At 76.3% G+C, this 20,270-nt stretch carries 20 protein-coding genes and 3 tRNA genes; 11 read left to right on the top strand and 12 right to left on the bottom strand.

Annotated features, from left to right (window positions below):
* Window positions 1–57: 57 nt before the first annotated feature.
* From gcvT to purM, 6 genes are read left to right on the top strand one after another with little or no spacing between them, the layout of a single operon-like run.
* Window positions 58–1,164, top strand: a complete 1,107-nt coding sequence (gcvT, locus tag ACRYM0_RS08165) for a glycine cleavage system aminomethyltransferase GcvT (RefSeq protein WP_432503881.1) — start codon at window positions 58–60, stop codon at window positions 1,162–1,164.
* A gap of 5 nt (window positions 1,165–1,169) precedes the next feature.
* The gene (locus ACRYM0_RS08160; RefSeq protein ID WP_432503927.1) at window positions 1,170–2,447 is read left to right on the top strand and encodes an L-serine ammonia-lyase; all 1,278 of its coding nucleotides are present in this window, start codon (window positions 1,170–1,172) and stop codon (window positions 2,445–2,447) included.
* Window positions 2,448–2,483: 36 nt separating this feature from the next.
* Entirely contained in the window at window positions 2,484–2,867 is a 384-nt protein-coding gene (locus tag ACRYM0_RS08155; protein WP_432503879.1) for a sterol carrier family protein, read from the top strand.
* A 23-nt stretch (window positions 2,868–2,890) separates the two neighbouring features.
* Window positions 2,891–3,247: a hypothetical protein gene (locus tag ACRYM0_RS08150; protein ID WP_432503877.1), complete on the top strand. Its 357-nt coding sequence runs from the start codon at window positions 2,891–2,893 to the stop codon at window positions 3,245–3,247.
* Between the two features lie 36 nt (window positions 3,248–3,283).
* Window positions 3,284–4,825, top strand: coding sequence for an amidophosphoribosyltransferase (gene purF, locus ACRYM0_RS08145; RefSeq protein WP_432503875.1), 1,542 nt, complete (start codon window positions 3,284–3,286; stop codon window positions 4,823–4,825).
* Window positions 4,822–5,910, top strand: coding sequence for a phosphoribosylformylglycinamidine cyclo-ligase (gene purM / locus ACRYM0_RS08140; protein ID WP_432503873.1), 1,089 nt, complete (start codon window positions 4,822–4,824; stop codon window positions 5,908–5,910). The genes purF and purM overlap by 4 nt, the downstream gene beginning before the upstream one ends.
* A gap of 124 nt (window positions 5,911–6,034) precedes the next feature.
* Here purM and ACRYM0_RS08135 read toward each other — a convergent pair whose 3' ends face one another.
* Window positions 6,035–6,283 (bottom strand): DUF3073 domain-containing protein, encoded by a 249-nt coding sequence (locus ACRYM0_RS08135; protein ID WP_432503872.1) that lies wholly within the window; start codon window positions 6,281–6,283, stop codon window positions 6,035–6,037.
* Between the two features lie 186 nt (window positions 6,284–6,469).
* Between ACRYM0_RS08135 and xylB the strand changes: the two genes are divergently transcribed.
* Window positions 6,470–7,894, top strand: coding sequence for a xylulokinase (gene xylB / locus ACRYM0_RS08130; protein ID WP_432503870.1), 1,425 nt, complete (start codon window positions 6,470–6,472; stop codon window positions 7,892–7,894).
* Here the strand turns inward: xylB and ACRYM0_RS08125 are convergent.
* From ACRYM0_RS08125 to ACRYM0_RS08095, 7 genes are all read right to left on the bottom strand, one after another.
* Window positions 7,875–8,786, bottom strand: coding sequence for a GGDEF domain-containing protein (locus ACRYM0_RS08125; protein ID WP_432503868.1), 912 nt, complete (start codon window positions 8,784–8,786; stop codon window positions 7,875–7,877). The genes xylB and ACRYM0_RS08125 overlap by 20 nt on opposite strands.
* The gene (locus ACRYM0_RS08120; protein ID WP_432503866.1) at window positions 8,783–9,088 is read right to left on the bottom strand and encodes a hypothetical protein; all 306 of its coding nucleotides are present in this window, start codon (window positions 9,086–9,088) and stop codon (window positions 8,783–8,785) included. The genes ACRYM0_RS08125 and ACRYM0_RS08120 overlap by 4 nt, the downstream gene beginning before the upstream one ends.
* 98 nt (window positions 9,089–9,186) lie before the next feature.
* Window positions 9,187–9,259: transfer RNA gene (locus tag ACRYM0_RS08115), tRNA-Phe, on the bottom strand.
* A 30-nt stretch (window positions 9,260–9,289) separates the two neighbouring features.
* Window positions 9,290–9,363: transfer RNA gene (locus ACRYM0_RS08110), tRNA-Asp, on the bottom strand.
* Between the two features lie 107 nt (window positions 9,364–9,470).
* Window positions 9,471–9,543, bottom strand: a tRNA-Glu gene (locus ACRYM0_RS08105).
* A gap of 62 nt (window positions 9,544–9,605) precedes the next feature.
* Window positions 9,606–10,724, bottom strand: coding sequence for a DNA topoisomerase IB (locus tag ACRYM0_RS08100; RefSeq protein WP_432503864.1), 1,119 nt, complete (start codon window positions 10,722–10,724; stop codon window positions 9,606–9,608).
* A gap of 48 nt (window positions 10,725–10,772) precedes the next feature.
* A complete protein-coding gene (locus tag ACRYM0_RS08095) occupies window positions 10,773–11,636 on the bottom strand; it encodes a helix-turn-helix transcriptional regulator (RefSeq protein ID WP_432503862.1) in 864 nt (287 codons plus the stop codon).
* A 102-nt stretch (window positions 11,637–11,738) separates the two neighbouring features.
* On the opposite strand from ACRYM0_RS08095, the gene ACRYM0_RS08090 reads away from it, so the two are divergent.
* Complete coding sequence (locus ACRYM0_RS08090) at window positions 11,739–12,434, top strand: SDR family NAD(P)-dependent oxidoreductase (RefSeq protein ID WP_432503860.1); 696 nt, start codon at window positions 11,739–11,741, stop codon at window positions 12,432–12,434.
* Here the strand turns inward: ACRYM0_RS08090 and ACRYM0_RS08085 are convergent.
* From ACRYM0_RS08085 to ACRYM0_RS08070, 4 genes are read right to left on the bottom strand one after another with little or no spacing between them, the layout of a single operon-like run.
* Window positions 12,413–12,667 carry a hypothetical protein gene (locus tag ACRYM0_RS08085; protein WP_432503859.1) on the bottom strand — a complete coding sequence of 85 codons (255 nt, stop codon included), beginning with the start codon at window positions 12,665–12,667 and terminating at the stop codon, window positions 12,413–12,415. The genes ACRYM0_RS08090 and ACRYM0_RS08085 overlap by 22 nt on opposite strands.
* A 55-nt stretch (window positions 12,668–12,722) precedes the next feature.
* Window positions 12,723–13,772, bottom strand: a complete 1,050-nt coding sequence (locus tag ACRYM0_RS08080; protein ID WP_432503857.1) for a lipoate--protein ligase family protein — start codon at window positions 13,770–13,772, stop codon at window positions 12,723–12,725.
* Window positions 13,773–13,781: 9 nt separating this feature from the next.
* Window positions 13,782–15,821, bottom strand: coding sequence for an acyl-CoA dehydrogenase family protein (locus ACRYM0_RS08075; RefSeq protein ID WP_432503856.1), 2,040 nt, complete (start codon window positions 15,819–15,821; stop codon window positions 13,782–13,784).
* Window positions 15,818–16,516: a TetR/AcrR family transcriptional regulator gene (locus tag ACRYM0_RS08070; RefSeq protein WP_432503854.1), complete on the bottom strand. Its 699-nt coding sequence runs from the start codon at window positions 16,514–16,516 to the stop codon at window positions 15,818–15,820. Before ACRYM0_RS08070 ends, ACRYM0_RS08075 begins: the two co-directional genes overlap by 4 nt.
* An 85-nt stretch (window positions 16,517–16,601) precedes the next feature.
* Here ACRYM0_RS08070 and ACRYM0_RS08065 point away from each other — a divergent pair, with 85 nt between their 5' ends.
* From ACRYM0_RS08065 to ACRYM0_RS08055, 3 genes are read left to right on the top strand one after another with little or no spacing between them, the layout of a single operon-like run.
* Window positions 16,602–17,915 (top strand): acetyl-CoA C-acetyltransferase, encoded by a 1,314-nt coding sequence (locus ACRYM0_RS08065; protein WP_432503852.1) that lies wholly within the window; start codon window positions 16,602–16,604, stop codon window positions 17,913–17,915.
* Window positions 17,915–19,279 (top strand): 3-oxoacyl-ACP reductase, encoded by a 1,365-nt coding sequence (locus tag ACRYM0_RS08060; RefSeq protein ID WP_432503850.1) that lies wholly within the window; start codon window positions 17,915–17,917, stop codon window positions 19,277–19,279. Before ACRYM0_RS08065 ends, ACRYM0_RS08060 begins: the two co-directional genes overlap by 1 nt.
* The gene (locus ACRYM0_RS08055; RefSeq protein ID WP_432503849.1) at window positions 19,276–20,157 is read left to right on the top strand and encodes a MaoC family dehydratase; all 882 of its coding nucleotides are present in this window, start codon (window positions 19,276–19,278) and stop codon (window positions 20,155–20,157) included. Before ACRYM0_RS08060 ends, ACRYM0_RS08055 begins: the two co-directional genes overlap by 4 nt.
* Window positions 20,158–20,270: the final 113 nt, after the last annotated feature.

The raw sequence follows: 20,270 nt of genomic DNA, 5'->3' as shown, positions 1-20,270 counted from the left end.
CGTCCCCACCGACCACACGGCCACGCACCCCGCGGCTGCGCCCGGAAGGAGCGCTCCGTGTCCCGCACCTCCCCGCTGCACGAGGCCCACGCCGCCCTCGGTGCCGCGTTCACCGACTTCGCCGGCTGGTCGATGCCCGTGCGCTACGCCTCCGACCTCGCCGAGCACCGTGCCGTGCGCGCCACCGCCGGCGTGTTCGACCTGTCCCACATGGGAGAGGTGCGCGTACGCGGCCCGCGGGCCGGGGAGGCGCTGGACGCCGCCCTCGTCGGCCGCCCCTCCGCCATGCCCGTCGGGCGCGCCGCCTACGGCCTGCTCGTCGCCGAGGACGGCGGCATCCTCGACGACCTGGTCACCTACCGCCTCGGTGCGGAGGACTTCCTCGTCGTCGCCAACGCCTCCAACACCGACCTCGTCGCGGCGGAGCTGACCGTGCGCGCCGCCGGGTTCGACGTCACCGTCACCGACGAGTCCGCCGGCACCGCGCTGGTGGCCGTGCAGGGCCCGGCGGCCGCGCCGATCGTCGGTGAGCTCGTCGACGCCGACCTCGGTGCCCTGGGGTACTACCGCTGCACCCCCGCCCCGCTGCGCACCGCGGGCGGCGTCGTCGACGTGCTGCTCGCCCGCACCGGCTACACCGGCGAGGACGGTTTCGAGGTGTTCACCGCGGCCGGGCACGCCGTCCCCGTGTGGGAGGCGCTGCTGGGCGCCGGCCGCGCCCACGGCGCCGTGCCGTGCGGGCTGGCCTGCCGCGACACCCTGCGCCTGGAGGCCGGGATGGCGCTGCACGGGCACGAGCTGACCCGCGACGTCGACCCGTACACCGCCGGGCTCGGCCGCGTCGTCAAGCTCGACAAGCCCACCGGGTTCCCCGGCCGCGCCGCGCTGGAACGCCTCGCGCAGGGCACCCCCGAGCGCGTCCTCGTCGGCCTGCGCGGCACCGGCCGCCGCGCCGGGCGCCAGGGGTACCCCGTGCTGCAGGACGGCCGCCCGGTCGGGGTGGTCACCAGCGGAGCCCTCTCACCCACCCTCGGCCACCCCGTCGCCATGGCCTACGTCGAAGCGGCCGCCGCACGGGCCGGTACCGCGCTGGCCGTGGACGTGCGCGGGCGCACCGAACCCGTGGAGGTCGTCGACCTGCCCTTCTACCGCCGGGCCCGGTGAACCCCGTGACCGCCGGCGTCCTCGACCTGTTCTCCATCGGCATCGGCCCCTCCAGCTCGCACACCGTGGGCCCGATGCGCGCCGCGCTGCGCTTCGCGCAGGGCCTGGACGCTGACGGTCTGCTGGAACGGGTCGCCGCGGTGCGGGTGGACCTGCACGGCTCGCTGGGGGCCACCGGCCGTGGCCACGGTTCCGACCGCGCCGTCGTGCTGGGACTGCTGGGGGAGCGGCCCGAGGCCGTCGACCCCGACGCGGTGCCCGCGCTGCTGGCCCCCGTGCGCGGGCGCGGGGAGCTGCGGCTGCTGGGCCGGCACCCGGTGCGCTTCGACCCCGGCACCGACGTGCGCCTGCTCCGCGAGGCCCTGCCCGCCCACCCCAACGGGATGGTGTTCACCGCGCTCGACGACGGTGGGCGCGTGCTCGCCGAGCGCACCTCCTACTCCGTCGGCGGGGGTTTCGTGCGCGACGACCCGCTGGACGGGTCCGCCCCGCTCGCCGGCCCCGGCGACGACGTGCCGCACCCCTTCCGCACCGGCGCCGAACTGCTGGAGCAGTGCCGGCGCACCGGTCTGGGCGTGCGGCGCCGTGCGCCCGCGCTGCACCGCCAGCTCCTCGTCGAGGACGAGGCGCTGGGCGCGGGGCCGGGCAGCGACCCGCTGCGCGCGCTGGACTGGCTGAGCCTGTGGGCGCTGGCGGTCAACGAGGAGAACGCCGCGGGTGGTCGCGTCGTCACCGCCCCCACCAACGGTGCCGCCGGCATCGTGCCCGCCGTGCTGCACTTCCACCGCCGGTTCACCCCCGGCGCCGACGACGCGAGCACCGTGGACTTCCTGCTCGCGGCCGGCGGCACCGGGATCGTGCTGAAGGAGACCGGCTCCATCTCCGGCGCCGAGGTGGGCTGCCAGGGCGAGGTGGGTTCCGCCAGCGCCATGGCCGCCGCCGGCCTGACCGCCGTCCTCGGCGGCACCCCCGAGCAGGTCGAGAACGCCGCCGAGATCGCGATCGAGCACCACCTGGGGCTCACCTGCGACCCCGTCGCCGGGCTCGTGCAGATCCCCTGCATCGAGCGCAACGCCGTGGGCGCCACCACCGCCGTCCACGCCGCCCGCACCGCCCTGCGCGGCGACGGCACCCACGTCGTCAGCCTCGACACCGCCATCGCCACGATGCGCGCCACGGGGGCGCACATGCGCGCGGAGTACAAGGAGACCTCCCGCGGTGGTCTCGCGCTGACGGTCGTGGGCGCCGGTGCCGCGGTGGGCGTCAACGTCCCGGAGTGCTGAAGGGCCCACCGGGGGAGGGGGTGCCACAGTGGGCCGGTGCCACCCCGCCGCCGCACCGACCCCGCCCAGGGGCGCGCCGCGCTGCGCGCCGCGCTGGACGCCCTCGACGCCGGGACGACCCCGCCGCGTCCCGACCTGGCCGCCGCCGTGCGGTTCACCCTCGAGGAGCTCGCCGCCCGCCACCCCGGCGGCAGCGTCGAGGTGCGGGTGCCGCCGTTCGCGGCCGTGCAGGTCGTCGCCGGCCCGAAGCACACCCGCGGCACCCCGCCCGCGGTGGTGGAGACCGACGCCGTGACGTGGCTGGAACTGGCCGCCGGGCGCCTCACTTTCGACGACGCGCGCGCCAGCGGGCGGGTGCGGGCCAGCGGTGAGCGCGCCGACCTCGGGCGGCTGCTGCCGGTCACGGGCCCGGGCGCGTGAGCGGGCCGCGTACCGTGACCGGGGTGAGCGAGCAGGTGCCCCAGCCGCAGGACGCGCAGCCGACGCGGCCCCCGTCCGACGAGCAGGACGGGCAGGACGGACAGGGCGGACGGGGCGGGTCCGAGCAGGTGCGGCTGGTCCAGGTGACGCGGCGCCGCGCCCCCCGGTTCCGTGCCTTCGTGCTGACGGGGGTGGTCGCCGCGCTCCTCGCCGCGGCCGTCGTGGCGCTGACCACCGACCCCGCCGGCGGGTACTCCAAGCGGGCGCTGTTCGGCTACCTGTTCGTCGTGCTGGGGCTGGCGGGCGGGTTGCTCGGCGGGCTGGTGGGCGTGCTGGCCGACCGCGCCAGCGGCCGGGGGCGCCGTCGCGACCGCCGCTGAACCGCCGGCCCCGCGCCGGTGTGCCACACTCGAGCCGTGGCCCGCGGTGACGGACGTCTGAACCACGACCTCATGCCCGGCGAGAAGGGCCCCCAGGACGCCTGCGGCGTCTTCGGGGTCTGGGCTCCCGGCGAAGAAGTCTCCAAGCTCGCCTTCTACGGCCTCTACGCCCTGCAGCACCGGGGGCAGGAGGCCGCCGGCATCGCCGTCAGCAACGGCGAGCAGATCCTCGTGTTCAAGGACACCGGCCTGGTGCCGCAGGTGTTCGACGAGTCGGCGCTGGAGTCCCTGCAGGGGCACATCGCCGTCGGGCACACCCGCTACTCCACCGCCGGCGGCGCCGGCTGGCAGAACGCCCAGCCCACCCTGGGCGCCACGGCCGGCGGCACCGTCGCCCTGGCCCACAACGGCAACCTCACCAACGCCTTCCGCCTGCGCGAGCTGATCGCCGAGCGCTACCCCGAGCGCGCCTCCGGTCACCGGCCCGGCTCCGGCGGTGAGATCGCGCGCGGCAACACCACCGACACCGCGCTCATCACGGCGCTGTTCGCCGGCGACCCCGACCACACCCTCGAAGCCACCGCCGTGGAGGTGCTCCCGCACGTCGAGGGCGCCTTCAGCCTCGTCTTCATGGACGAGCGGACCCTCTACGCCGCGCGCGACCCGCAGGGCATCCGCCCCCTGGTGCTGGGCCGCCTGGAGCGCGGGTGGGTGGTGGCCTCCGAGACCGCCGCCCTGGACATCGTGGGCGCCAGCGTCGTGCGCGAGGTCGAGCCCGGTGAGCTCATCGCGATCGACGCCGACGGGCTGCGCACCAGGAGGTTCGCCGAGGCGAAGCCCAAGGGGTGCGTGTTCGAGTACGTCTACCTCGCCCGGCCGGACACGAGCATCAGCGGCAAGGTCGTGCAGGAGGCCCGAGTCGAGATGGGCCGCACCCTGGCCCGCGAGCACCCCGTCGAGGCCGACCTCGTCATCCCCACGCCCGAGTCGGGCACGCCCGCCGCCATCGGCTACGCCGAGGAGTCCGGCATCCCCTACGGGCAGGGCCTGGTGAAGAACTCCTACGTGGGGCGCACCTTCATCCAGCCCAGCCAGACCATCCGCCAGCTCGGCATCCGCCTGAAGCTGAACCCCCTCAAGCACGTCGTGCAGGGCAAGCGGCTGATCGTGGTCGACGACTCCATCGTGCGCGGCAACACCCAGCGGGCGCTGATCCGGATGCTGCGCGAGGCGGGGGCCGCCGAGATCCACGTGCGGATCTCCTCGCCGCCGGTGACGTGGCCGTGCTTCTACGGCATCGACTTCGCCAGCCGCGCCGAGCTCATCGCCACCGGCCTGGGGGTGGACGACGTGCGCGCCAGCATCGGCGCGGACTCCCTCGGCTACATCTCCGCCGAGGGCATGATCGCCGCCACCGACCAGCCCGCCGACCGCCTCTGCACGGCGTGCTTCACCGGCACCTACCCGGTGCCCGTGCCCGACCTGCAGCGCCTGGGCGAGCACGCCCTGGACAAGCCCCGCCTGCCCATCACCCCCGTGCACCCCGCGCACACCACCCACTCGGGAGCCCGACGTTGACCGGCACCACCTACGCCTCCGCCGGTGTCGACGTCGTCGCCGGTGACCGCGCCGTCGAGCTCATGAAGGCCTCGGTCGCCCGCACCCAGGGCCCCGACGTCGTCGGCGGGTTCGGCGGGTTCGCCGGCCTGTACGACGTCAGCGCCCTGAAGGCCTACCGCCGCCCCCTGCTGGCCACCAGCACCGACGGCGTGGGCACCAAGGTCGCCGTCGCCCAGGCGCTGGACAAGCACGACACCATCGGCGCCGACCTCGTCGGCATGGTCGTCGACGACATCGTGGTGTGCGGGGCGACGCCGCTGTTCATGACCGACTACATCGCCTGCGGCCGGGTGGTCCCCGAGCGGACGGCCGGCATCGTCGCCGGCATCGCCCGCGCCTGCTCCGAGGCCGGGGTCGCCCTCGTCGGCGGTGAGACCGCCGAGCACCCGGGCCTGCTGGGCCCGGACGAGTACGACGTGGCCGGCGCCGTCACCGGTGCCGTGGAGGCCGACGAGCTGCTGGGGGCCGAGCGGGTGCGCGAGGGCGACGTCCTCGTGGCGATGGCCTCCTCCGGCCTGCACTCCAACGGCTACTCCCTGGTGCGCCGGGTCTTCGCCGACGCCGGGTGGGCGTACGAGCGCCACGTGGACGAGCTGGGCCGCACCCTCGGCGAGGAGCTGCTGGAACCCACGCGCATCTACGCCCGCCCCGCCCTGGCGACCCTCGCCACCGGCGGGGTGCACGCGATGAGCCACGTGACCGGCGGGGGACTGGCCGCCAACCTGGCCCGCTGCCTGCCGGCCGCGGTGACCGCCGAGGTCGACCGGTCCACCTGGACGCCCGGCGCGGTGTTCTCCCTGGTCCGCGACCTCGGCGGGGTCCCCACCGACGACCTGGAACGCACCCTGAACCTGGGCGTGGGCATGGTGGCCGTCGTCAGCCCCAAGGCCGTCGACGCCGTGGTGACCTCGGTGGAGGCCGCCGGCATCCCCGCGTGGGTGTGCGGGCAGGTCCGGGCGCGTCAGGACGCGGACGGGGACAGCAACGGCAAGGGCGTGGCAGGGGGCGTGGCCCTGCTCCGGGGAGCTCACCAGGGGTGGTGAGGTCCTCCGGGGCAGGGCCACGCCCCGCTGGTGTCCTGCTGCGCTGTGCTGCACCGCCGGCGGTGCCCGCCGTGCGGTTCGCGTCCGGGGGAGCCCACCACCTGCGGCACCCCGGGACGCCCCGTCACGCCCGACGCTTGGTCGCCCAGTCGTCGTAGTCGTCCGTCGCGGAGTATCGGGACCAGTCCGTGTCGTCGTCCGACTCGTCCTCGTCAGCTTCCGGTACCTCCTGGGCGTCTACACGCCCGGACGGACGGAACGGGTCAGGACCGTGCAGCTCGCGTTGCAACGCGTTGTAGTCAGTCTGCGGGCTGAAGTACTTCAGCTGCCGAGCGACCTTCGTCTGCTTGGCCTTCTGACGGCCGCGCCCCATGGCGTCGACCCCCTCGCGCGTCGGCCGGGGCCGGTTGAATGGGCCCCGGAGTAGCTGTCATCTCTCCGTGGTGCCAACCGTACAGGCTCGCGAGAGCTTCCGGCATCCCGGTCGGCGCGCCGCGCGCCCGGACGGGCGACGGCGGGCCGTGCCCGCCGTCGCGGGGCGTGGTGTTCGATGGCCCCCATGGCGCAGCGCACGGCCACGGTGGCCGGGATCGACTCCTCGACGCAGTCCTGCAAGGTGGTCGTCCGGGACGCGGCGACGGGGCGGCTGCTGCGCTCCGGCCGCGCCGCGCACCCGCCCGGCACGGAGGTGGACCCTGAGCACTGGTGGCGCGCGCTCACCACGGCCGTGGCCGACGCCGGGGGGCTCGACGACGTCGCCGCCGTGTCGGTCGGTGCCCAGCAGCACGGCTCCGTCCTGCTGGACGACGCCGGCGCGGTGGTGCGCCCGGCGCTGCTGTGGAACGACGGGCGCTCGGCGCGCGCGGCCGAGGAGCTCACCGCCGAGCTCGGCGGACCGCAGGCGTGGGCCGAGCGGGTCGGCAGCGTCCTGGTGGCCTCCTTCACCATCACCAAGCTGCGCTGGATCGCCGAGCACGAACCCGACGCGGCCGCCCGCACCCGCACCGTCTGCCTGCCCCACGACTGGCTCACCGCCCGCCTCGCCGGGGGGCCCGCCGCCGGGGTGGGCCCGGTCACCGACCGCGGCGACGCCAGCGGCACCGGCTACTACTCCGCCGCCACCGGCGAGTACCGCACCGACCTGCTCGAGCGGGCCTTCGGCGCCCGGCCGGAGCTGCCGCGGGTGCTGGGGCCGCGCGAGACGGCCGGCGAGAGCGCGGTGGACCTCACCCGCGGTGCGCTCCTGGGACCCGGCACGGGCGACAACATGGCCGCCGCCCTCGGGGTGGGGGCCCGGACGGGCGACGTCGTGGTCTCCATCGGCACCTCCGGGGTCGTCAGCGCGGTCAGCGACGTGGCCACCCGCGACTCGAGCGGCGCCGTCGCCGGCTTCGCCGACGCCACCGGCCGGCACCTGCCGCTGGTGTGCACGCTCAACGCCGCCCGCGTGCTGGACTCCGCGGCCCGTCTGCTCGGCGTGGACCACGCCGAGCTGTCCCGGCTGGCGCTGAGCGCGCCGGCGGGCGCCGGCGGGCTGGTCCTGGTGCCCTACCTGGAGGGGGAGCGCACCCCCGTGCGCCCCGACGCCACCGGCGCCCTGCACGGGCTGACCCTGGAGACCTCCACCCCCGCTCACCTCGCCCGGGCCGCCGTGGAGGGGCTGCTGTGCGGGCTCGCCGACGGCCTGGACGCCCTCGTCGCCCAGGGCGTGCCGGTGCGGCGGGTGCTGCTGGTCGGCGGCGGGGCCCGCTCGGAGGCCGTGCGCCGCCTGGCGCCCGCGGTGCTGGGCCGGCCCGTCGTGGTCCCCCCGCCCGGCGAGTACGTCGCCGACGGCGCGGCGCGGCAGGCGGCGTGGGTGCTCCAGGGCGGGGAGCAACCGCCGCAGTGGGCGGTGGAGGCGGAGCAGACCCTCGAGGCGGACCCGCACCCGGCCGTGCGCGAGCGCTACGCCCAGGTCCGCGACCTCACGGCGCCGCGTCCCTGACCGCGCCCTCGGCGTCCTCGCCGAGGCGGGGAGCGGGCAGCGCACCACCCGCGCGCTCGCGGGCGGCGCGCTTGTCGGCGTACATGCGCGCGTCGGCCTCGGCGAGCACGGACGCCTGGGACCGGGCGGGGCTGTCCGCGGCCCAGCCCACCGAGACCCTCGCGCCCGCCGGTCCCGGTGCCTCGCCCGGCGCGTCCCCCCGCAGCCGGGCGGCCAGCTCCTCGACGTGCTCGGCGGCCACCCGGTCCACCAGGACGACGAACTCGTCGCCGCCGGTGCGGGCCACCGTGTCCCCGGGGCGCACGTGCCCGCGCAGCGCGTGCGCCACCTCCTGCAGCAGCCGGTCCCCGGCGGCGTGCCCGTGCTGGTCGTTGACCTGCTTGAGGCCGTCGACGTCGCACACCAGCACGTACGTCCCGCTGCCGGCAGCGCCGGGCCTGCGCGAGCGGAGGACCTCCCAGCGGTCGGCCAGCAGCGCGCGGTCGGGCAGGCCGGTCAGGGCGTCGTGGCCGGCGCGGTGCCGCAGCTCACGTTCCCGGCGCACCCGCGCGGTGACGTCCCACGCCGCCACGGCGACCAGGGGGCCGTCCAGCGGGTGCACCGACACCTCCAGCCGTCGCTGGGGGCGGGTCGCCGCACGCACCCGCAGCGGCGGCTGCGCGGTCCCCGGCCCCTGGCGCGCCTCCTCCAGCGCGCGGCGCGCCAGGGGCCGGTCGGCGCTCACCAGGAGCTCCAGCGCGTCGCGTCCGGGCAGCGTCCCGGCGGGAGCGCCGACGAGGGCGTGGGCGGAGGGGGAGGCCCAGGTGACGACGCGGCCGGACAGGACCGCGGTGGCCGGCCCGCGCTCCGCGACCGCGCGCCAGTCGGTGCGGTCGTCGCCGGGGGTGCTCACCGCCGTCTCGCGGCTCCGTCGCCGACAGCGGCCAGCGCTGCCGCGGCGGCCGTGGAGACCAGCACGGCGGGCCAGGGGCCCACGCGCCTGGACAGCGGGTGCGAGAGGCCCACGAGGGCCACGGTGCCGGCGCTCAGCCCCACCGCGAGGGGGGCTGAGGCGGCGGCCCACCGGGGGGCCGACCAGCCCAGCCCGGCGAGCAGCGCGACACCGGCGAGGCGGCGGTTCCCGGTGCTGCGGCCGATCGCGTACCCGCCGAGCACGGCACCGGCGACGACGGGGGAGGTGGGGGTGCGGGACACGGGCGCAGGTTACAGAGAGTGGCGTACTGCCGCGCGGGGAGCTGGAGATGCGAAAGGCCGCCGCGGAACGCGGTGGCCTTCAGGGAGTGGGACTCAGGTGGCCAGGAGCGGGGTCGAACCGCTGACCTTCCGATTTTCAGTCGGACGCTCTACCAACTGAGCTACCTGGCCGTGCCGGGCCGGATCAACCGGCACGACGAGCGACCCCGACGGGACTCGAACCCGCGACCTCCGCCGTGACAGGGCGGCGCGCTAACCAACTGCGCTACGGGGCCTCAAGGAGGCCTTGCTTGCCTTGCTCGCTTGCGGGACCAACAGTACCCGATCCTCGACGGTGTTCGTGACACCGTCCTGCGGACCGCGCCGGCGGGTGCCGCTCGCGTACCCCCAACGGGATTCGAACCCGTGCTACCGCCTTGAAAGGGCGGCGTCCTAGGCCACTAGACGATGAGGGCGCAGCTCCCGCTCGCGGGAGCCCGTCCAGCATAGGGGGTGCCGGCGCGCTGCCGCTCGCCGCTCACGCGGCCGCGGCGCCGCCCGGGGCGTCCGGCGCGGACAGCCGCCGCGACCGCACGGGGACCCGCCGCCCGCGGGCGACCGCCCGCGAGACGGCCACGGGGTCGGTGTGCAGCAGGTCCAGCACCGCCCGCTCCACGGCCCCGTGGGTGGCCGGGTGCCCGAACGCGGCGTCCTCGCCCAGCTGTTCCAGCACCGGCGCGATCGTCACGCCGTCCTCGAACAGGTCCACCACGCGCGGGTCGACGTAGCTGCTGCGGCACACCGACGGCGTGTTGCCCAGGTACTGGGACACCTCCGCCACCGCCCGGGTCACCGCCCGCTTGCGCGCCGTCGGCGTCGCCGAGGCCCGCAGGGACACGGCGAGCGCGACGGCCGCCAGCACCGTGGCGTGCCAGGTGCGGAAGTCCTTCGCGGACACGTCCGGGCCGATCGTCTCGTGCAGGTAGGCGTTGACGTCGTCGCTGGTGACGTCGTGCCAGCGCGAGCCGTCCTTCCAGGCGAGCAGGTCGTCGCCGCCGCCGCGGCGCCGCTTGAGGGTGCGCACCACCTCCACCACGTCCGGGTCGGCGATGACGGTCGTGCGGTCCTTGCCGGACTTCGCCACGTAGCGGAACACCAGCTCACCGCCGTGCTGGACGACGTGCTCGCGCTTCAAGGTCGCCAGGCCGTACGAGCCGTTCTCCTCCGCGTAGCTGTCCCCGCCCACGCGGAAGAACCCCAGGTCCAGCAGGCGGAACGCCGCGGCCAGCACCCGCTCGCGCGGGACCCCCGGCAGCCGCAGGTGCTCGGCGACGACCTCCCGGGCGCGCGGCAGCTGCGCGGCCACCTCCAGCACCCGGTCGTGCTTGGCGCGGTCGCGCTCGAGGCGCCACTGCTCGTGGTAGCGGTACTGCCGCCGGCCGCGGTCGTCGGTGCCGACGGCCTGCAGGTGACCGTTGGGGTGCGGGCAGATCCACACGTCGGTGTAGGCGGGCGGGATCGCCAGCTTCGAGATCCGCTCGATCACCGCCGGGTCGGTGATGCGCTCGCCGGCGGTGTCGAGGTACGTCCAGCCCTTCCCGCACCGGCGGCGCGTGAAGCCGGGGGAGGAGCTGGAGACGCGGCGCAGGCGGGGCACTCCCCGATGGTGCGCACCGCGCGCCGCCGCCGCACCTCGGCGGTGCGCTCATCCCCCGGTCGTCGGAGCGGCCGCGGGCACGGGCTCGGCACCGGAGGTGACCCGCAGGAACTCCAGCGCCTCGGCGTCGGGCGAGCCGGGGACGGCCGAGTAGACGACGACGCGGACGTCGCTGCCGGGGGCCGCCAGCACGTCGCAGTCCAGGAGCAGGTCACCGACCCGTGGGTGGTGGACCGTCTTGCGGGCCGAGACGTGCGCGCCCACCGCGCCGGAGTCCCACAGCCGGGCGAAGCGGGGGCTGCCGGTGCGCAGCCGCGCCAGCAGCTCCGCCAGGCCGCGGTCGCGCGGGTGCGCCGCCGCGACGGTGCGCAGGTCCCCGACGAGGGCCGCGGCCAGGGCGTCGTCGTCGTGCGCGACCGCGGACCCGCTCACGGCGGGCGCCAGGCCGAAGGCGGCCAGGGCGAGGTTGCGGTCGGCGCCGGGCTCACCCAGCAGCGCCGCCCACGGCCGGTTCCAGGACAGCAGGGTCCAGTCGGCGGCGAAGACGGCCACGGGCAGGTCGCCCAGCCGCGCCACCACCCGCTGCACCCCGGGGGGCACGTGGCCGTCGACCAGCCCGTCCGCCGGGGGCAGCAGGCCCGCCAGTCGGTGCAGGTGGTCGCGCTCGGCGCGGTCCAGCTGCAGCGCCCGGGCCAGGGCGCCGACGACCTGCGCCGAGGGGTTCACCGCCCGGCCCTGCTCGAGGCGCACGACGTAGTCCACGGACAGCCCGGCCAGGTCGGCCAGGTCCTCTCGACGCAGGCCCGGCGCCCGCCGGCCGGGCCGTTCCGGCAGGCCGACGTCGCGGGGGGAGAGCCGGTCGCGCCAGCGGCGCAGAGCCGTGGCGAGGGTCTCGGGACGCTGCTCGGGCACCGGCCCATCCTCGCCCGCCGGTGCCGGGCCCGGCCTGGTACCACCGGTCCCCCCGTCGCGACGGCCCTGGCCGGCGCGGCGCGGGACGGTCAGCGTGGGGGCATGACCACGACCCTCATCACCGGGGCCAACCGCAGCCTCGGGTTCGAGACCGCCCGCCGCCTCACCGCCGCCGGCCACACCGTCCTGCTCGGCGCCCGCGACCCCGAGCGCGGCCGGGCCGCCGCCGAGCAGCTCGGTGCGCGCTTCGTCCACCTCGACGTCACCGACGACGCCTCGGTGGCCGCGGCGGCCGCCGAGGTCGCCGAGCACGAGGGCGCCCTGGACGTCCTCGTCAACAACGCCGGGGTGCCCGGGCCCCTCGTGCCCGCCGAGGAGCTCACCGCCGCTGCCGCTGCCGCCGTGCTCGACGTCAACGTCGTCGGCGTCGTGCGAGTCACGCACGCCTTCCTGCCGCTGCTGCGGCGCTCGGCGAACCCGGTGATCGTCAACGTCAGCAGCGGGATGGGCTCGTTCACGGCCACCCACGACACCTCCCGCGTGGAGTCGCAGCTCGTGGCCCCGCTCTACACGTCGTCCAAGGCCGCTGTGACGATGCTGACGACCCAGTACGCCAAGGCGCTGCCGGGTGTGAAGGTCAACGCCGCCGACCCGGGGTACACCGCCACCGACTTCAACGGCCACAGCGGCACCCAGAGCGTCGCGGAGGGCGCCGACGCGATCGTCGAGCTGGCGACGATCGGGCCGGACGGGCCGACGGGGGTGTTCCGGGACCGCTACGGCGTCGTGCCCTGGTGACCGCCCGGCCCCGGGGGCGGCAGCAGCGCCGCCCCCAGGGCCGCGAGCAGCTCGACGACCTCGGCGCGGTCCAGCCGGACGGTGGACACGCACGAGGTCCCCTGCCAGGTGGACAGCACGACCCGGTCGTCGTCGGGGTGGGCGCTGACGCGCAGGGCGCGCCCGGGGCGGTCGGCGTCGCGCAGCACGCCGGTGGGGATCCCGTGCCTGGTCCGCACCGCCGCGTCGTCCACCCGTCGATGGTGCGCCGCGGCACACCCCTTGTCGAGGGGCGGTGGGCCGGTCGGGTCAGGGGACGCGGGCGATCCAGTCGCGGGTGGCGAACTTCGAGGCCACGAGCTCCTCGGCGGCGGCCAGCTCCGCGTCGGTGAGGCCGGAACTGGTCAGGCCGTACTGGCGGCGGAAGGTGGCGACCATCCGCTCGATGACCTCCTCGCGCGGCAGGCCCGTCTGGCGCCGCAGCGGGTCGACCCGCTTGGCGGCGCTGGCCAGGCCCTTGCCCTGCAGCTTCTCGCGCCCGATGCGCAGCACCTGCAGCATCTTCGCGGCGTCGATGTCGTAGGACATCGTCACGTGGTGCAGGACGGTGCCGTCGGCCAGGCGCTTCTGCGCGGCGCCGGCGATCTTCCCCTGTTCGGTGGCGATGTCGTTGATCGGCTGGTACCACGCCTTCACGCCCAGGTCGCCGAGCGCCACCAGCACCCAGTCGTCGAGGAACGCGTACGACTCGGTGAACGACAGGCCCTCCACCAGGGAGGCGGGCGCGTACAGCGAGTACGTGATGGTGTTGCCCGGTTCGACGAACATCGCCCCGCCGCCGGAGATGCGCCGCACCACCTCGACGCCCAAGCGCTGGGCGGCCTCGCCGTCCACCTCGTTGGCCAGCGACTGGAAGCTGCCGATGACCACGGCGGAGCTCGCCCACTCCCACACCCGCAGCGTCGGCGGGCGCCGGCCCGCGGCGACCTCGCGGGCCAGGACCTCGTCCAGGGCCATGTGCACCTGCGGCGGCTGCGGGCCGGTGTGGACCAGCTGCCAGTCGTGGTCCAGCCAGCCGCTGGCCCCGCCGACCGCGCGGCGCACCGCGGTGGCGACCGACTCGGGGGAGAACCCCAGCAGCACGGCCCCCGGCGGCAGCGCCGAACGGACCCGGCCGGCGATCGCCGCGGCGTCCGCGTCCGCCGACAGGCCCGTCAGCGCCGCGTCGACGGCCTCCAGGGCGTCGTCCGGCTCGAGGAAGAAGTCGCCGGAGAGGCGGACGGCGGCCAGCGCGCCGTCGACCACCTCCAGGTCGGCGACCACGAGCTTGCCACCGGGGACCTTGTACTCACCGTGCACGGGGCGACCCTACGAGAGCGCCCCTGCGTCCTCGCGGGCGACCACCGAGCCGGGCACCAGGGAGGACGCCAGCCAGTGCCGCGGGATCCCGAAGCCGGCGAGCAGCTCCCCGGTGCGCGGGCGCAACCGGCGGCACAGCTCGTTCACGGCGTGGGTGACGGCCTTGGCCCGCAACGTCGTCATCCGGCGGTGCTCCAGGTACCAGCCCTTCTCCGCCTCCAGCAGCGCCAGCACGTGCAGGTCCAGCACCTCGCCCAGCAGCGTGGCGACCGCGGGGTCCTCGGTGCGGGCGATGGCGGCGGCGAACGCCTCGGCGACCACGCGGTCGACGTGCGCGCGCCCCGCCAGCAGCAGGTGGTCCTGCAGGCCGTCGACGGCCTCGAACTCGTCCTGCTCGCTGCGGGAGCGGGCCTTGCGCATCCGCTTGGCCAGGGACTCCACCACGTGGCGCTCGCGGTCGGCGAGCATCCGCAGCTGCCACGCGCGGTCGTGCAGGTCGTCGGGCACCCGCCCGGCCTCGACGACGTCGGCGACCAGGGAGCGGGCGGGGCTGCGCCCGGCGAGGGTGCTGACGAAGTCGCGGGTGGCGAACCGCGCCATGCCCAGGGTGTCCAGGTCGGAGAACTGCTGGGCGTACGCGGTCAGCTGGCTCTTGGCGACCAGCTGCAGCAGGACGGTGTTGTCGCCCTCGAACGTGGTGAACACGTCGGTGTCCGCCTTCAGCTGGGGCAGGCGCGAGTCGGCGAGGTAGCCGTTGCCGCCGCACGCCTCCCGGCAGGTCTGGATGGTGCGGGTGGCGTGCCAGGTGGAGGCCACCTTCATCCCGGCCGCGTGCGCCTCGAAGGCGCGCTGGCGGGCGGGGTCGGGGTCGCCGCCGGCCAGCTGCACGCGCAGCAGGTCGTCCATCTCGCCCAGGAGCTCGTCCTGGGCGAAGCTCAGCGCGTACGTGGTGGCCAGCGGGATCAGCAGGCGGCGCTGGTGGGCCAGGTAGTCCAGCAGGACGACCTCCTCGCCGCGTTCCCCCTTCTGTGTTCCCGGTCGGGCGAACTGCTTGCGGCGCAACGCGTAGCGCAGGGCGATCTCCAGGGCGACCTTCGTCTGGCCGATCGCGCCGCCGGAGATGCTGACGCGGCCCTTGACCAGCGCGCCGAGCATCGTGAAGAACCGGGCGTTCTTGCTGGCGATGGGGCTGGAGTACGTGCCGTCCGGCGCGACGCTCGCGTAGCGGTCCAGCAGGGCGGTGCGCGGGACCCGCACGGAGTCGAACTCGAGGCGGCCGTTGTCCACGCCGTTCAGGCCCGCCTTGCGGCCGTCGTCGAAGCGCCGCACCCCGGGCAGGTCGTTCCCGTCCTCGCCGCGCAGCGGGACGACGAACGCGTGGACCCCGTGGGACGTCCCGCCGGTGATCAGCTGCGCGAACACCACGGCGACCTCGGCGTCCTCGGCCGCCCCGCCGATGTAGTCCTTGCGGCAGGAGACGTCCGGGGTGTGGACGACGAACTCCTGCGCGGCGGGGTCGTACGTGGCCGTGGTGCCCAGGGAGGCGACGTCGGAGCCGTGGCCGGTCTCGGTCATCGCGAAGCAGCCGACGAGCTCCAGGCGCAGCAGTCGCGGCAGCAGTTCGGCGTGGTGGCGCTCGGTGCCCAGCGCCTGCACGGCGCCGCCGAACAGGCCCCACTGCACGCCCGACTTGATCATCAGGGAGGCGTCACCAAAACCCAGCACCTCGAACTGGCCGACCTGCGCGCCGGGGGAGTCCCCGCCGCCGTACCGCGAGGAGAACCCCGCCTCGTGCCCGCCCATCTCGGCCAGCACCCGCAGCCGGGCGCGGGTCAGGTCGCGCTGCTCGGCGGTGCTCAGGTGGTCGATCGGGCCGAACAGGTCGGCGGGGAACTCGCGGCGGGCTCGCTCGCGCAGTGCGGCGGACCTGCCGTCCAGGACGGTGCGCAGCACCTCGGTGTCGACGGGGCCGGGTTCGGGCGCCGGGGTTGCGGGGTTCGGGGCGGTGACCCGGGCGTCGACGGCGGTGTCGAACTCGGTGGTGGTCACGGGAGCTCCTCGGTCCGGGGGTGGGTGGTGGCGCTGGTGCCCAGGACGGCGCCGAGGCCGCCCCAGGCGAGGTCGGTGAGGGTCGCGCTCATCTCGGCGGCGCCGATCCGGTCCGGGGTGGAGATCCACCGGTCGGCCGCGGAGCGGATGAGCGCGACGAGGCCGTGCGCGAGGGCGTCGGCGGAGGTGTCGGCGGCCCCGGCGGCGCGCAGGTGCGCGGTGAGGGTGCGAGCGGTCTCGTCGGCCAGCGCGCGGGTCAGGCGCTGCACGGGGTCGCGCTCGGGGTCGCGGGCGGTGGCGCCGAACGGGTGGGAGACGACGAACCGGTACACCTCGGGGTCGGCCTCGACGAGGCCGAGGTAGGTGGCGACGATCCCGGCCAGCGCCTCGCGGGGGCTGCTCGCGCGCTCCACGGCGCTGCGCAGTTCGCGCACGATCAGCCGGTTCACGCGGCGCGCCACCGCCAGGTACAGGTCCTCCTTGTCGGCGAAGTGCCGGTACAGGACCGTCTTGCTGGTGCCGGCGGCCGCGGCCAGCTCGTCCATGCCGAGCCCGGCGCCGTGCGTGGTGATGGCGCGCAGCGCGGCGGTGACGAGCTCCTCGCGCCGGGCGCGGCGGTGCTCGGCCCAGCGCGTGCGCCGGCCGTCCGGTCGCGGTGCGACGGCGCCGGGTGCGTCGGCGGTGACGGGTTCCACGTCTCGACGGTACCCCGGACGACGGGTACCCGGTACCCCAAGTACCTGTTAAGTTTCGGGGGTCCAGGCTCGACGAGGAGGTCCCGTGACCGCACTGACGCCCCCGCCCCGCTCCACCCGGGCCGTGCGCCCGGTGGCCGTGGTCGCCGGCAACCGCACCCCGTTCGCCAAGGCGGGCGGCCGCTACGCGCAGGCCTCCGCGAAGGACCTGCTCGTCGCCGCGGTCGACGGCCTGGTGGCCCGCACCGGGCTGGCCGGCGAGCGCCTCGGCGAGGTCGTCGCCGGTGCCGTGCTCAAGCACAGCCGCGACCTCAACCTCACCCGCGAGGCGGTGCTGTCCACGGCGCTGGACCCGGCCACCCCCGCCTTCGACGTCTCCCAGGCGTGCGCCACCGGTCTGGAGACCGCCGTGCTCCTCGCCGGGAAGATCGCCCTCGGCCAGGTGGACGCCGGCATCGCCGGCGGCGCCGACAGCGCCAGCGACGCCCCGATCGCCGTCGACGAGGGCCTGCGCCGCGTCCTGCTGGCCCTGAACCGCGCCCGCACCCCCGCAGCGCGCCTGAAGGCGCTCGCGGGCCTGCGCCCCGGGCAGCTCGTGCCGGAGTTCCCGCGCAACGCCGAGGCCCGCACCGGGCTGTCGATGGGCGAGCACGCCGCCCGCACCGCCGCGCACTGGGGCGTGAGCCGGCAGGCGCAGGACGAACTGGCCCTGGCCAGCCACCGCAACCTCGCCGCCGCCTACGACCGCGGGTTCTTCGACGACCTCGTCACCCCGTACCTGGGGGTGCGCCGCGACGGGCTGCTGCGCCCGGACACCACGCTGGAGAAGCTCGCCGCGCTGGAACCGGTGTTCGGCCGCGACCTGGAGGTTCCGGCCACGATGACGGCCGGGAACTCGACCCCGCTGACCGACGGCGCCGCCGCGGTGCTGCTCTCCACCGACGAGTGGGCCGCCGAGCACCGCCTGGACGTCCTGGCGCACCTGGTCGACGCGCAGACCGCCGCGGTCGACCACGTCCACCGCGGCGAGGGGCTGCTCACCGCTCCCGTCCACGCCGTACCGGTCCTGCTGCAGCGCAACGGCTGGACGCTGGCCGACCTGGACGTCGTGGAGGTCCACGAGGCGTTCGCCTCCACCGTGCTGGCCACGCTGGCCGCGTGGGAGGACGAGGAGTTCTGCCGCGAGCGCCTCGGTCTGGACGGGCCGCTGGGGCGGGTGGACCGCGCCAAGCTCAACGTCGCCGGCTCCTCGCTGGCCACCGGTCACCCGTTCGCCGCCACGGGCGCGCGGATCCTGGCCACCACGGCGAAGCTGCTCGCCGAGCGCGGCGGCGGGCGCGCGCTCATCTCGATCTGCGCGGCCGGCGGGCAGGGCATCGCGGCCCTGGTGGAGGCGTGATGGCGCCGCTGGGGTTCCCCGACGACGTGTACGGCGACCTCGTGGGCACCGGCCCCGGTGCCGCTGCGGCGAAGCGGCTGGGTCTGCCGGTGCCGCCGCGCTTGCGCCGGTACGCCCCCGGGCAGGAGTTCCTGACCGGTCCGGCCCTGGTCCTGCGCGTGGGCGCCGCGCCGCTGGCCGACGACGCGGCGGTGTGGCTGGCGGCCGCCGGGGCCCACGTGCTCGCCGACCTCGAGGCCGCCGGTGAGGAGCGCCTCGGCGCCGTCGTCGTCGACGCGAGCACCGCCCGCCGCGTGGAGGACCTGGGGCGGCTGCGGGAGCTGCTGGCGCCGGCGTTCCGGCGCACCGCCCGCAGCGGCCGGGTCCTGCTGTTGGGCGCGGTGCCCGCCGAGGCGGGCGAAGGGCCCGGCGGCGTGGAGGCCCGTGCCGTGCAGCAGGGCCTGGACGGCCTGGTGCGCAGCCTCGCCAAGGAGGCTCGCGGCGGCACCACCGTGAACCTGCTGCGCGTCGCCGAGGGGGCGGGTCAGGCCCTCCGCTCCCCGCTGGAGTTCCTCTGCTCGGCCCGCTCGGCGTTCGTCTCCGGTCAGCCCCTCGTCGTCGGCCCGGCCACCGGCACCCCCGCCGACCCCGCCCGCCGGCGCGTCGCCGTGGTCACCGGTGCCGCGCGCGGCATCGGCGCGGCGATCGCCGAGGTCCTCGCCCGCGACGGCGCCCACGTCGTGTGCGCCGATGTCGCCGCCGCCGGCGAGCAGCTCGCCCGCGTCGCCAACCGGGTGCGGGGTTCCGCGCTGACGCTCGACGTCACCGCCGCCGACGCCCCGCGGGTCCTCGCCGACCACCTGCGGCGCCGGTTCGGCGGCGCCGACGTCGTCGTGCACAACGCCGGCATCACCCGTGATCGCTCGTTCGTGAACCTCGACGCCGAGGCCTGGGACAGCGTGCTGGGGGTGAACCTCGCCGCCCCGCTGCGGCTGACCGAGGAGCTGCTCGGCACCGACGGCGCCCTGGCGCCCGGGGCGCGGTTCGTGTGCCTGTCCTCCATCAACGGTCTCGCCGGGGCGAAGGGGCAGGCGAACTACGCCGCCAGCAAGGCCGCGCTCGTGGGGTTCGTGCAGGCGCTGGCCGGGCCGCTGGCGCAGCGCGGGATGGTGGTCAACGCCGTCGCGCCGGGTTTCATCGAGACGCCCATGACCGCGGCGATGCCAGCGGTGCCGCGGGAGGTCGGCAGGCGCGCCAGCAGCCTGCAGCAGGGTGGGCTGCCCGTGGACGTCGCCGAGGCCGTCGCCTGGCTGGCCTCCCCGGGCGCCGGCGGGGTCGGCGGGCAGGTGCTGCGCGTGTGCGGCCAGCACCTGACGGGGGCGTGAGCGCCGTGACGGGCTCCCCGAAGCCCCTGGCCGTGAACTACCTGCGCTCCCTCGTGGTGCCCCGACCGCGCGGCGCGGTGGACCTGCCGCGCCGGCGCGTCGAGCAGCGCGGCGTGCGCGTGGACCCCGACCGCCTGGCGGCGTGGTCGCGCCTGTGCGGGTACCCGCTGCGCTCGCGGCTGCCGCTGCCGTACCCGCACCTGCTGGGTTTCACCGCCCAGGTGCAGCTGCTGGTGTCCGAGCCGTTCCCCTTCCGGCTGCTGGGCCTCGTGCACGTCGCGCAGGGCTTCACCCAGCACCGGCCGCTGGAGGTCGCCGAGGAGCTGGACGTGTCGGTGCGGGCGGTGGCGATGCGCCCGCACCGGCGCGGCGCCGTCGTGGAACTGGTCACCGAGGTGCGCGGTGCCGCCGAGGGCCCCGGCGGGCCGCCGGCATGGTCCGGCACGAGCCGCTACCTCGCCCCGGGCGCGCGGCTGCCGGGCTCGGTCCCGCCGGCCGAGCAGGAGCCGCCGTCCCCCGGGCCCGGCGCCGCGGTCGGGAGGTGGCGGGTGGGGGCGGGCGCCGGCCGGTGCTACGCGGAGGTCAGCGGCGACGTGAACCCGATCCACCTGGCCGCCCCGGCCGCGCGGCTTCTGGGTTTCCGGCGCGCCCTGGCGCACGGGGTGTGGACCGCCTCGCGCAGCCTGGCGGTCCTCGACGGCCGGCTGCCGGACGCGGTGCGCGCCGACGTGCGCTTCAAGGCGCCGCTGCTGCTGCCGGCGACGGTGGAGCACCTGCACGAGCACGTCCCCGGGCCGGCCGGCGGCACCTGGCGCACGGCCGTGCGCAGCCGCGACGGTGCCCGCACCCACCTGCTCACCGCCGTCGCCCCCCTCTGAGGGCCCCGCCCCACGAACCCCTCGGTGTTCAAGGTTGTTTGAACTTCCTTGATCACCGTCGGGGGGGGGGTGGGCGAGGGGGGTGGGGGGGGTGGTGGGGTGGGGGTGTGAGC

It is taken from the genome of Kineococcus arenarius subsp. arenarius (assembly GCF_050871845.1).
Taxonomy (GTDB): Bacteria; Actinomycetota; Actinomycetes; order Actinomycetales; family Kineococcaceae; genus Kineococcus.
Note: the sequence above shows the minus strand (reverse complement) of the source record. Positions and strands in the feature narration are given on the sequence as shown.

What these genes read in the sequence shown, in the direction of transcription:
- ACRYM0_RS08135 (WP_432503872.1), bottom strand. Translation starts at nt 6,283, where the DNA reads ATGGGGCGCGGCCGTCAGAAGGCCAAGCAGACGAAGGTCGCTCGGCAG.
- xylB (WP_432503870.1), top strand. Translation starts at nt 6,470, where the DNA reads ATGGCGCAGCGCACGGCCACGGTGGCCGGGATCGACTCCTCGACGCAG.
- ACRYM0_RS08090 (WP_432503860.1), top strand. Translation starts at nt 11,739, where the DNA reads ATGACCACGACCCTCATCACCGGGGCCAACCGCAGCCTCGGGTTCGAG.
- ACRYM0_RS08060 (WP_432503850.1), top strand. Translation starts at nt 17,915, where the DNA reads ATGGCGCCGCTGGGGTTCCCCGACGACGTGTACGGCGACCTCGTGGGC.